Annotated in this window: 12 protein-coding genes; 3 read left to right on the top strand and 9 right to left on the bottom strand. The window is 71.7% G+C overall.

Going from position 1 to position 10,882, the window contains the following annotated elements; translation table 11 throughout:
- Positions 1-4 precede the first annotated feature (4 nt).
- Positions 5-283 (bottom strand): glutaredoxin family protein, encoded by a 279-nt coding sequence (locus ACIF6F_RS13675; RefSeq protein WP_399945613.1) that lies wholly within the window; start codon positions 281-283, stop codon positions 5-7.
- Positions 284-400: 117 nt separating this feature from the next.
- Between ACIF6F_RS13675 and ACIF6F_RS13670 the strand changes: the two genes are divergently transcribed.
- The 3 genes from ACIF6F_RS13670 to ACIF6F_RS13660 all read left to right on the top strand — a co-directional run bounded on the left by ACIF6F_RS13670 (position 401) and on the right by ACIF6F_RS13660 (position 3,930).
- The gene (locus ACIF6F_RS13670) at positions 401-1,345 is read left to right on the top strand and encodes an HAD family hydrolase (protein ID WP_399945612.1); all 945 of its coding nucleotides are present in this window, start codon (positions 401-403) and stop codon (positions 1,343-1,345) included.
- Between the two features lie 351 nt (positions 1,346-1,696).
- On the top strand, positions 1,697-2,491 hold the full coding sequence (locus ACIF6F_RS13665) for an ECF subfamily RNA polymerase sigma factor, BldN family (protein WP_399945610.1): 795 nt from the start codon (positions 1,697-1,699) through the stop codon (positions 2,489-2,491).
- 215 nt (positions 2,492-2,706) lie between these two features.
- On the top strand, positions 2,707-3,930 hold the full coding sequence (locus ACIF6F_RS13660; RefSeq protein WP_399945607.1) for a DUF5667 domain-containing protein: 1,224 nt from the start codon (positions 2,707-2,709) through the stop codon (positions 3,928-3,930).
- A gap of 89 nt (positions 3,931-4,019) precedes the next feature.
- On the opposite strand, the gene ACIF6F_RS13655 is transcribed toward ACIF6F_RS13660, so the two are convergent.
- From ACIF6F_RS13655 to ACIF6F_RS13620, 8 genes are all read right to left on the bottom strand, one after another.
- Entirely contained in the window at positions 4,020-5,060 is a 1,041-nt protein-coding gene (locus ACIF6F_RS13655) for a lysophospholipid acyltransferase family protein (protein ID WP_399945604.1), read from the bottom strand.
- Positions 5,060-6,088: an NAD-dependent epimerase/dehydratase family protein gene (locus ACIF6F_RS13650; protein WP_399946504.1), complete on the bottom strand. Its 1,029-nt coding sequence runs from the start codon at positions 6,086-6,088 to the stop codon at positions 5,060-5,062. Before ACIF6F_RS13650 ends, ACIF6F_RS13655 begins: the two co-directional genes overlap by 1 nt.
- A 138-nt stretch (positions 6,089-6,226) precedes the next feature.
- A complete protein-coding gene (locus ACIF6F_RS13645; protein ID WP_003948845.1) occupies positions 6,227-6,325 on the bottom strand; it encodes a 30S ribosomal protein bS22 in 99 nt (32 codons plus the stop codon).
- A 110-nt stretch (positions 6,326-6,435) separates the two neighbouring features.
- A complete protein-coding gene (locus ACIF6F_RS13640; RefSeq protein ID WP_158939552.1) occupies positions 6,436-6,645 on the bottom strand; it encodes a helix-turn-helix domain-containing protein in 210 nt (69 codons plus the stop codon).
- Positions 6,646-6,772: 127 nt separating this feature from the next.
- Complete coding sequence (locus tag ACIF6F_RS13635; RefSeq protein ID WP_399945600.1) at positions 6,773-7,588, bottom strand: phosphatase; 816 nt, start codon at positions 7,586-7,588, stop codon at positions 6,773-6,775.
- A gap of 106 nt (positions 7,589-7,694) precedes the next feature.
- A complete protein-coding gene (locus ACIF6F_RS13630) occupies positions 7,695-8,858 on the bottom strand; it encodes an acetoin utilization protein AcuC (RefSeq protein WP_399945597.1) in 1,164 nt (387 codons plus the stop codon).
- Positions 8,809-10,032 (bottom strand): MFS transporter, encoded by a 1,224-nt coding sequence (locus tag ACIF6F_RS13625; RefSeq protein WP_399945594.1) that lies wholly within the window; start codon positions 10,030-10,032, stop codon positions 8,809-8,811. The genes ACIF6F_RS13630 and ACIF6F_RS13625 overlap by 50 nt, the downstream gene beginning before the upstream one ends.
- Before the next feature lie 43 nt (positions 10,033-10,075).
- Positions 10,076-10,729 carry an HAD family hydrolase gene (locus tag ACIF6F_RS13620; RefSeq protein WP_399945591.1) on the bottom strand — a complete coding sequence of 218 codons (654 nt, stop codon included), beginning with the start codon at positions 10,727-10,729 and terminating at the stop codon, positions 10,076-10,078.
- Between the last annotated feature and the right edge of the window lie 153 nt (positions 10,730-10,882).

Below are 10,882 nucleotides of genomic sequence, written 5' to 3'. Positions count from 1 at the left end.
GAACTCAGCCGGCCAGCGCCTTCCGCAGCCGCTCCGGATCCACCCGCCAGAAGGTGTGCTGCTCACCGTCGACCAGGACCACCGGAATCTGCTCCCAGTGCCTGCGGTAGAGCTCCTCGTCCTGGGTGATGTCCTTCTTCTCCCAGGAGGCGCCCGTCTCCGCGCACACCCTCTCGACGACTTCCTGCGCCACGTCACACAGGTGGCAGCCCGGTTTCCCGATGAGCGTCACCATCCGCTCCCCGGGAGCCTTCTTTTCCTTACGGCGCAGCAGAGGACTCATACGGCCATTCTCGCGCGGCGCCCGCGGTGCGGACCGGCCGGTCCGATGTCGCCAGTGTTCACACAGCCGTTTCCGCACGGTTCGGGAACACCCGAACACAATGGCTATCCTCGCCCTATGGCCGCTCCCGGATGGCTCACCCGCCGTAACCGCCCCGCGACCGCGCGGAGCGTGCTCGCGGGCGAGGCCTCCGCCGAGGCCGCGCGCAAGACCTCCGCGCAGTACGCGGAGTCCGCCGAGCTCGCGGCCCCCGAGGCGGCACCGGAGGAACCGGAGTTCCCCGTCGCCGGGGACGAGCGCGCCGCCGCCTTCTTCGACCTCGACAACACCGTCATGCAGGGCGCGGCGATCTTCCACTTCGGCCGGGGCCTCTACAAGCGCGAGTTCTTCCAGCGCCGCGAACTCGCCCGCTTCGCCTGGCAGCAGGCCTGGTTCCGGATCGCCGGGGTCGAGGACCCCGAGCACATGCAGGACGCCCGCGACAGCGCCCTCTCCATCGTCAAGGGCCACCGCGTCTCCGAACTGATGGCCATCGGCGAGGAGATCTACGACGAGTACATGGCGGAGCGGATCTGGCCGGGCACCCGCGCCCTGGCCCAGGCCCACCTCGACGCCGGCCAGAAGGTCTGGCTCGTCACGGCCGCCCCGGTCGAGACGGCCACGATCATCGCCCGGCGGCTCGGCCTGACCGGCGCCCTCGGCACGGTCGCCGAGTCCGTCGAGGGCGTCTACACGGGCAGGCTCGTCGGCGAGCCGCTGCACGGCCCCGCGAAGGCCGAGGCCGTACGCGCCCTCGCCGCCGCCGAGGGCCTGGACCTGGCGCGCTGCGCCGCGTACAGCGATTCGCACAACGACATCCCCATGCTGTCGCTGGTCGGACATCCGTACGCGATCAATCCCGACACAAAACTGCGCAGGCATGCCCGGGCGAACGAGTGGCGGCTGCGCGACTATCGGACCGGCCGCAAGGCGGCGAAGGTCGGCATCCCCGCGGCGGCCGGGGTGGGCGCCCTCGCGGGCGGCACGGCGGCCGCGGTCGCCCTGCACCGGCGCCGCAGGTAGCGGCCGCGCGGACCCCCGCCGCCACCGCCCGTACGACGGGCATTCCCCCGGTTCTGCCCGCAGGACACGCGGGGCACACGGGTGCTTTCGAGTCGGCCACAACACGCCCTGGAAGCAGGCATTCCGCGTACAGAAGTGATCGCCAGTCGATCACTATCAGCGATCGAATATGCCCTCGACACGCAACAGAAGTGTCGGAATCGATGATTTGAGCAACTGGGTGTAGCGCTGCCTGTACGAAGCGTTATTCTCCTCAAACGCATACGGGCCCCCCTCTCCGTCGCCCCACCACTGGTCGGCGAGTCAACGGTCCGCACTGCACGTGATGGAAGCTCTGCCTCTGGGAGTCCCGTGTACCCACCTGTCGGGGTTGACGCCTCGGGCCTGGCTACGCTCCGCGCAACGGTCCTGGGCCACTTGCGCGGCTTCGTCCCCACCGCGTACGCCGTACCCGCCTTCGCCGCCGCGGTCCCCGCCGGAATCGGCCCTGCCGGTCCCTGCTACGCCCTGGCCGACGGCGGAGCGACCGTGGGCAGACGAGGCCGGGGCAGCACCGGTGCGAGCACGTCGACCGCCCGCCGCCCCACCGCGGACAGCGACAGCGCCCGCATGATGGACCTGGTCGAACGTGCCCAGAACGGCGAGGCCGAGGCCTTCGGCCGGCTGTACGACCAGTACAGCGACACGGTCTACCGCTACATCTACTACCGCGTCGGAGGCAAGGCGACGGCGGAGGATCTCACCAGCGAGACCTTCCTGCGCGCGCTGCGCCGCATCTCCACGTTCACCTGGCAGGGCCGGGACTTCGGTGCCTGGCTCGTGACGATCGCGCGCAACCTGGTCGCCGACCACTTCAAGTCCAGCCGGTTCCGGCTGGAGGTGACCACCGGCGAGATGCTCGACGCCAACGAGGTCGAGCGCAGCCCCGAAGACTCCGTCCTGGAGTCCCTGTCCAACGCGGCCCTGCTGGAGGCCGTACGGAAACTCAATCCTCAGCAGCAGGAGTGCGTGACGCTGCGCTTCCTGCAGGGCCTCTCGGTGGCCGAGACGGCCAGGGTGATGGGCAAGAACGAGGGTGCCATCAAGACCCTCCAGTACCGGGCCGTCCGCACGCTGGCCCGACTGCTGCCGGACGACGCCCGCTGATCCCAACTCACATCCGGTGACCCCTGTATGACGCTGTGGTCCGATCATCCTTCGTCCGTAACCCAAGTGCCGCGCCGCTCGTTGTGCGGAATGCAGACTCCCTGTGGACACGCCCTGCCTGCGGTCGCTCACTCGAAAGAGTGGATGTGCTCAAGCCGGGCAACCATCCGGACACACAGGAGAGTCGATCGTCATGACGAGAGGAGGTGCCGCCAGTGATCGCGAACGTTTCGGCGCACCGGCGGGCGAACGCCTTCGCCCAGGCCCTGGAGGATCGGACGCTCTCCGATCCCGCGGAGACGGCGGCCGAGCAGCCCGACGCGCCTGCCGACCCGGCTGAACCGGCTGATTTCGACCGGATGTTGGCCCTGGCGAACGTGCTCGACGCGCTACCGCGCCCGGAGTTGGACCCCGAGGTCAAGGTGGTGCAGCGAGCGCAGCTCGTGGCCGCCATGGAGACCATGGTGATGGAGGGAACCTTCGGAGCGGGTGCTTCGACGGACCCTCAGGTGCCCGAACAGCGGACCGGCCGTGGTGCCCACCGGGCGACCTCGCTCCGGAAGTTGCGGCCCCGCTCCCGCTGGTCGAAGGGCATCGCTGCGGGCGGTCTCACCGTCGGTGTGGCCGCGGGGGCCTTCAGCGGAGTCGCCGCTGCCAGTACCGACGCACTGCCGGGTGACTCGCTCTACCCCGTGAAGCGCGGGATGGAAGACCTCAAACTCGGTATGGCCGAGGACGACTCGGACCGAGGCGAGCTCTATCTGGACCAGGCCTCCACCAGGCTCCACGAGGCCCGGCGCCTCATGGAGCGCGGCAGGTCCGGGGCGCTCGACCACGAATCGCTGGGCGAGATCAGGCGCGCGCTGTCCGGGATGAAGCACGACGCCGAGGAAGGCCACCGCCTGCTCCACGCCGAGTACGAGCGGGACGGCTCCCTGGGCGCGATCCAGGCGCTGTCCTCGTTCTCCCGCTCGCACCGCGAGGCCTGGGGACAGCTGCGCGAGCGGCTGCCCGCCCAGCTCACCGACGTCGGTGACGAGGTGAACTCGGTCTTCGACGCCATAGACGACGAGGTCGCGCCGCTGCAGTCGCTGCTGCCCAAGACGCCCGAGCAGCACCGCCAGGCCAAGTCGGCCGGCGGCGGCAGCGCGGACCAGGGCACCGGCCGGGCCGAGCCCGGCGGCCGGCACGCCGCCCCGTCGGCGTCCCCGGACGCCCAGGGCCGTACGCCGGAGCGCCCGGCGCCCAGCGACTCGCGCGACGACGACTCCGAAGGCCTGCTCGGCGGCGGTACGGGCGACCTGCTCGACCCGCCCAAGGAGTCGACGACCACGCCGCCGGCCACGTCCTCGTCCTCCCCGAAGCCGGACATCACCCTCCCGCCCATCCTCCCGGGGATCCTCCCGGGCCTGGGCCTGGGAGCGGAGGACGCGGAGTAGGACACGCACGAGGGGTGGGGCACCGGAGAACCGGCGCCCCACCCCTCGGCATGCGGTCAACGCGGCACACCGCCAAGGCGGCCTGCCACTCAGAAGAAGACCGACCTCCGCTGCACCAGCAGCTTGTACAGCGTGTGCTGGATCTGCTCCCGCACCTGGTCGGTCAGATTGAACATCAGCATCGGGTCCTCCGCCGCCTCCGGCGGATACCCGTCCGTCGGGATCGGCTCCCCGAACTGGATCGTCCACTTCGTCGGCAGCGGCACCGCCCCCAGCGGCCCCAGCCACGGGAAGGTCGGCGTCACCGGGAAGTACGGCAGCCCGAACAGCCGCGCCAGCGTCTTCGCGTTCCCGATCATGGGGTAGATCTCCTCCGCCCCCACGATCGAGCACGGCACGATCGGGGTACCCGCGCGCAGCGCCGTCGAGACGAACCCGCCCCGCCCGAACCGCTGGAGCTTGTACCGCTCGCCGAACGGCTTCCCTATCCCCTTGAAGCCCTCGGGCATCACGCCCACCAGCTCCCCGGCCTCCAGCAGCCGCTGCGCGTCCTCCGCGCACGCCAGCGTGTGCCCGGCCTTCCGCGCTAGCTCGTTGACGACCGGCAGCATGAACACCAGGTCCGCGGCCAGCAGCCGCAGGTGCCGCTGCGCCGGGTGCCGGTCGTGCACGGCGACCTGGAGCATCAGCCCGTCCAGCGGCAGCGTCCCGGAGTGGTTGGCGACGATCAGCGCCCCGCCCTCCGCGGGGATGTTCTCGACGCCCTTCACCTCGACCCGGAAGTACCCGTCGTACAGGGGCCGCAGCAGCGACATGAGCACCTGGTCGGTGAGCTCCTTGTCGTAGCCGAACTCGTCGACCTCGTACTCGCCCGTCAGACGGCGCCTCAGGAAGGCCAGTCCGCTCGCGATCCGCCGGTCCCAGCCCTCCGCCGCCCCAGCGCCTCCCCCGGCCGCCGCCGCGGGCTCGCCGGGGCCCGTGGGCTCCTCCTCCGGAACCTCCGGAGCGACCACCGACACCGGCGCCGACGCCTCCCGCCCGTCCCGCCGCCCGCCGGGCCGGCCGCGCCGCGGCGCCCTGCGCGGCCGCTCGCGGTCCTCGTCGAACGGGATGACCTTGGCATCCGCCATCACAACAGCGCCCCTCTCAGACGGTCGACGGTACGTCCCAGCGCCTCCGGCGGCAGCAGCCCCGGCCCGCGGCTCCGCGCGAAGTCCGCGAAGGTCTCGGCGGTGGTGTAGGAGGGCTCGAAGCCCAGCACCTCGCGCATCTGCGTGGTCTGCACGACCCTCCCGTGCGTGAGCAGCCGGATCTGCTCCGGCGAGAAGTCGGCGAAGCCCACCGTGTGCAGCGCCTGGCCCACCCACGTGACCGCGGGCAGCAGCAGCGGCACCGTCGGGCGTCCCAGCCGCCGCGAGCACTGCGAGAGCAGCAGCACGCCGTCGCCGGCGATGTTGAACGTACCGCTGTTGAGCGTGCCGCGCCGCGGCTCGCCCGAGGCCAGCTCCAGCACGTCCACCACGTCGTCCTCGTGGACGAACTGGAGCCGCGGGTCGTAGCCCAGCACCGTGGGCATCACGGGCATCGAGAAGAACTCGGCCAGCGCGGAGTCGGCGCGGGGGCCCAGGATGTTCGCGAAGCGCAGCACGCAGACCGCCACGTCGGGCCTGCGGCGCGCGAAGCCGCGTACGTACCCCTCGACCTCGACGGCGTCCTTGGCGAACCCTCCGCCGGGCAGCGCCTTCGGCTGGGTGGTCTCCGTGAACACCGCGGGATCGCGCGGCGCGGCCCCGTACACGCTCGTGGTCGACTTCACGACCAGCCGGCGGACCGTCGGGGACTTCTGGCAGGCGCCGAGCAGCTGCATGGTCCCGATGACGTTGGCCTCCTTCACGGAGGTCCGGCCGCCGCCGCCCAGCGGGGGGCTGCCGGTGACCGCGAGGTGGACGACGGTGTCCACGGCGTGCTCGGCGAGGATCCGCGCGATCGACGGCTGTCTGATGTCGGCCTTGAGGAAGACGGCCGAGCCGAGCCGCCGGTCGGGCTCCTCGGTGTCCACCCCGATGACCCGCTCCACGTCCGGGTCCCGCTGGATCCGCCGCACGAAGCGGGTGCCCAACTGCCGGGCGGCCCCGGTGACCAGCACGACCTTGCCCACGATCAGCGCCTCCCCTTCGATGCCGGACGCGCGGCCGCGAGCGGCCCGCGCGGGCATGCGTTCCCTGGGCCCTTATACACCGCGGCCCCTCCACCAAAGGATGGTGGAGGGGCCGCGGAGAACACGTACAGACGCCGTTTACTTCTTGTTACGGCGCTGGACGCGGGTGCGCTTGAGCAGCTTGCGGTGCTTCTTCTTGGCCATCCGCTTGCGCCGCTTCTTGATAACAGAGCCCACGACTACCCTCGCTCACTTCTCTTCACTGGTGCGGGGCGTCTGGGCCCACACGACCTACGTCGGCCTAGCCTACCCGCCCGAGCTCCGAGCCTGTTAACCGAGGGGAGGCGTCAGGCCGTCTCCACCCCCACGTAGGACTCCCGGAGGTACTCGTGGACCGCGTTCTCGGGGACCCGGAAGGACCGGCCCACTCGGATCGCGGGCAGATGGCCATTGTGCACCAGGCGGTACACGGTCATCTTCGACACTCGCATCACCGAGGCGACCTCCGCCACGGTCAGGAACTGAACCTCGCTGAGAGGCCTCTCGCCAGCAGCCATGACACACCTTGACCTTCCGCACCTGACGGGCACCGGCTTCCCCTCCGGTTACTCCTCGTCGTTGCGCGCTCACTCCCAGAGTAGGGGCGGGTGGTACGAGTGGGGAAGAGGAGCTGCGGCCACCGGCTCAGGCCGCGAGACTCGCCCGATCGAGTAAGTAGCGAGTGAGCGGACGGTAGTAGTCCGAACGCACGGCGTCATCAAGCGGAACGGCCACCGACACCCGCCCCTCGGCCTCGCCGACGAACAGCGCCGGGTCGTCCGTGTCGGCCAGCCCGATGGCCTCGAAGCCCAGCTGACCTGCGCCGCAGACCCATCCGTGATCGCCGACGACCAGCGCCGGCAGCGGCCCTCCGGAGTCGGCCAGGGCCCCCAGGGCGACCCGAACCGGGAGCGGCGAGTGCGTGTGTGCGCCGGTCGCACTCCCGGGCGGCCGCGCTCCGGGTTCCCGCACGAGGGCGACACCCCGTACGTAATCGAGGGTGTACGGACGTACGCCGAACCGGCTCGCCATGTCGACACCCCACCCCTGCGCCGGGGTGAGGACTTCACATCCCGCCGCCGACAGCGCCTCCGCCAAACTGACGTAGAACCCCAGGAGACGGTGCGGATGACCGGTGCCGAACAACACGGGTGCCCGCGCCGCCGCCACCTGCCGTAACCGGCTCGCGAACGCGTCGAGCGCCGCCAGGGTCCGCTCCGGATCGATGACGTCCGGGCCGCTCACGTGGCGGGGATCCCCCGACACACCGCACTTGTCGGCCATCAGCGCCAGCAGGTCGCCCTCGCCCCAGCCCCACTCCGGGTCCAGCCCGAGCAGCGCCCGCGGATCGCGCGCCGCGAACAGGCGGTAGCTGCGCAGGCTCTCCTCACGGGAGGTCGCCACGGGCCCGGCCAACCGGGCGGCCAGCAGATGCGCACGCAGCGCGGCGGTGCTCAACACCGTTCGATGCTCCCGCACCGGCCCGGTGCCGGCACCGGAACACCGGATACGGCCCACGCTTGGCCTAACTCTTTCCGGCCGCGATCCGGGCCGGGACGCGCCCCCTTCAGGCCAGCAGCCCCCGCAGCGGGAAGACGGCCCGCCTGGTCGCGAGGATCGCCTGGTCGATCCGGTCCGCCGGGTCGTAACCGGCATCCCAGTCCGCCCAGCTGACGGATCGTCCGTCCGTCATCCGGCCCGGCGCCAACTGCCGCGTCCGCGCGTAGGCAGCCTCCCGCCACGACGCCGGCACGGCGGTCTCCGGGTCCACGGGCCGGTGCGCGGCGATGCCGACCAGGTGCGTCCACGACCTCGGTACGACGTCCACGATCGCGTACCCTCCCCCGCCCAGCGCGAGCCAGCGCCCGTCGGCGTGCTCGTGGGCCAGCGCGTGGCAGGCCTCCTGCACGGCCCGCTGGGCGTCCAGCGACACCGCCAGGTGCGCGAGGGGGTCCTCGAAGTGGGTGTCGGCGCCGTGCTGGGTCACCAGCACCTGCGGCCGGAACTCCGCCAGCACCTCGGGCACCACCGCGTGGAACGCCCGCAGCCAGCCCGCGTCCCCGGTGCCGGCCGGCAGCGCCACGTTCACCGCCGAGCCCTCCGCACCGCCGGTCTCCTCCGGCCAGCCGGTCTGCGGGAAGAGCGTCCTGGGGTGCTCGTGCAGCGAGACCGTCAGCACGCGGGGGTCGTCCCAGAAGGCCGCCTGCACGCCGTCCCCGTGGTGCACGTCGACGTCCACGTACGCCACCCGCTCGGCGCCCAGCTCCAGGAGCCGCGCGATGGCGAGGGCGGCGTCGTTGTACACGCAGAACCCGGAAGCGCCGCCCGGCATCGCGTGGTGCAGCCCGCCGGCGAAGTTCACGGCGTGTGCGGCCTCGCCGCGCCACACCGCCTCGGCGGCCGCCACGGACTGCCCGGCGATCAGCGCGGAGGCCTCGTGGATGCCGTGGAAGGCGGGGTCGTCGACGGTCCCGAGGCCGTACGAGCCGTCGGCGGCGCCGGGGTCGGCCGACACCTCCCGCACGGCGGCCACGTAGTCCTCGCGGTGCACCAGCCGCAGGGTGGAGTCACCGGCCGCCCTGGCCGCCCGTACCTCGACCTCCCGGTCGAGCCCGAAGGCCCGTACCAGGCCCATGGTCAGCGCCAGACGCGCCGGGTCCATCGGATGGCTCGGCCCGAAGTCATACCCCGTGACCGCTTCGTCCCACATCAACAGCGCGCGCCCGCTCATGCCCGCCACCGTATCGGGCGGTCTCGGAGCCGAACGAGCGGGCGTACCCGAGTGTGACAAGTACGAGGGCCATCGGTACGAGCATGGCGCCCCGGTAGCTCCACGCGTCGCCCAGGGCGCCGACGAGCGGGGAACCGACCAGGAAGCCGACGTAGTTGAAGATGTTGAGCCGCGCGATGGCGGCGTCGGAGGACCCGGGGAAGAGCCGCCCCGCGGCCGCGAAGGTCTGCGGCACGATCACGCACAGCCCGAAGCCCAGCAGCGTGAACCCGGCCATACCGGTCCAAGCCCCGGGGGCGACGGCCACGACCGCGAAGCCGGCGGCGGCGAGCAGCGTCCCGCCGCGCACCACGGCCACCGCCCCGAGGCGGCGCACGCCGAGGTCGCCGACGGCCCGGCCCAGCAGCGTGGTGACCATGTAGACGTTGTAGGGGACGGTGGCCAGCTGCTCGGAGCTGCCCAGGACGTCCTGGAGGTACTTCGCGCTCCAGTTCGCGACGGTCGAGTCGCCGATGTACGCGCAGGCCATCACCAGGCACAGCGGCAGCAGCAGCTTGAACGCGACGCCCGAGGACCCGGCCGCCGCGGTGCCCCCGCCGGCCGCCTCGGGCCGGCCCTGGTCGACGTACCAGCGGGACCCGACGAGCGCGGCGGGCAGCAGGAGCACGACGGCCGGCAGGTAGGAGACGAACAGCGACAGGTGCCAGTGGGCGCCGGCCCAGGCCGCGGAGGCACCGGCGATGCCGCCGAGGCTGTACGCGGCGTGGAAGCCGAGCATGATGCTGCGGCCGTACTCGCGCTGGAGGCTGACGCCCAGCATGTTCATGGACGCGTCCAGGGCGCCGACCGCCAGCCCGAAGGCGCCGAGCGCGACGGCCACGTGCCACATCTGCGATCCGGCGCCCACCCCGAGGAGCGCGAGCAGCACGAGCGGCTGGCTCCACCGCAGCACGACGCTGGGCGGAACCCTGCGCACGAGCTTCTCGGTGGCCACGCTCGACACCCCGGCCAGGATCGGCACCGCGGCCAGGAAGGCCGGAAGCAGGGCGTCGGATATCCCGTACCGGTCCTGGATGGCGGGGATCCGCGTCACGAGGAGGGCGAAGGTGACCCCCTGGACGAAGAAACTGACCGCCAGGGAAGCCCGGCCGCGGCGCAGGCGCACGTCTGTCATGGCCGCACAGCGTAGGCCTCGCCACTACCGGTGGGTAGATGGATCACATGGCCAGTTTCAGCAGCCTCGGCAGCTCGGCCATGGAAGCGAAGAGTCCGGTCGCCCCGGCGAGCCGGTCGGCGGGGGTCATGGCGGTGAACCCGTACACGTCCATGCCGGCGGCCACCGCGGCCTGAACACCGAGCCGGCTGTCCTCGACCACCACGCACCGCTCGGGCGCGACGCCCATCTTCGCGGCGGCGTGGAGGAAGAGGTCGGGGGCGGGCTTGCCCTTGCCGACGTCCTCGGCGCTGAAGATGCGTGCGTCGTCGAAGTACCCGGTCAGCCCGGCGCTCCGGTGGCCGACCCGGATCCGCTCGTGGCTTCCGGAGGAGGCGAGGCAGTACGCCGTCCCGCCCGCGCGCAGCCCGTCGAGCATCTCCCGCACCCCGGACACGGCCTCCAACTCGCGCTCGAAGGCGGCGAAGACGCGCGCGTGGAACGTGTCGTCGAACCCCTCGGGCAGCCGGCGGCCGGTCCGCGCGAGGACGAGCTCGTGCACCCGGTGCATGGCGGCACCCATGTAGTCGCGCAGGGAGTCCTCGTAGCTGGTGGGGTGCCCCAGCTCGGTCAGGTAGGCAGCCAGGAGCGTGTTGGAAATCCGCTCGCTGTCCACCAGCACGCCGTCGTTGTCGAAGATGACGAGTTCATAGCCCATGCCCCGACCCTAAACGGCCCCGGACCGGCCCTGAAACGCAGAAAAGCCCCGCACCAGAAGGTGCGGGGCTTTCCCACAATGATTGTTCGGCGGCGTCCTACTCTCCCACAGGGTCCCCCCTGCAGTACCATCGGCGCTGAAAGGCTTAGCTTC

Origin of the sequence: Streptomyces sp. NPDC086023, assembly GCF_044540325.1 — a bacterium.
Taxonomy (GTDB): Bacteria; Actinomycetota; Actinomycetes; order Streptomycetales; family Streptomycetaceae; genus Streptomyces.
Note: the sequence above shows the minus strand (reverse complement) of the source record. Positions and strands in the feature narration are given on the sequence as shown.

Coding starts and splice junctions, on each gene's coding strand:
- ACIF6F_RS13625 (WP_399945594.1), bottom strand. CDS start 10,032: ATGACAGACGTGCGCCTGCGCCGCGGCCGGGCTTCCCTGGCGGTCAGT.
- ACIF6F_RS13670 (WP_399945612.1), top strand. CDS start 401: ATGGCCGCTCCCGGATGGCTCACCCGCCGTAACCGCCCCGCGACCGCG.
- ACIF6F_RS13620 (WP_399945591.1), bottom strand. CDS start 10,729: ATGGGCTATGAACTCGTCATCTTCGACAACGACGGCGTGCTGGTGGAC.
- ACIF6F_RS13655 (WP_399945604.1), bottom strand. CDS start 5,060: ATGGCGGATGCCAAGGTCATCCCGTTCGACGAGGACCGCGAGCGGCCG.
- ACIF6F_RS13675 (WP_399945613.1), bottom strand. CDS start 283: ATGAGTCCTCTGCTGCGCCGTAAGGAAAAGAAGGCTCCCGGGGAGCGG.
- ACIF6F_RS13640 (WP_158939552.1), bottom strand. CDS start 6,645: ATGGCTGCTGGCGAGAGGCCTCTCAGCGAGGTTCAGTTCCTGACCGTG.
- ACIF6F_RS13630 (WP_399945597.1), bottom strand. CDS start 8,858: ATGAGCGGGCGCGCGCTGTTGATGTGGGACGAAGCGGTCACGGGGTAT.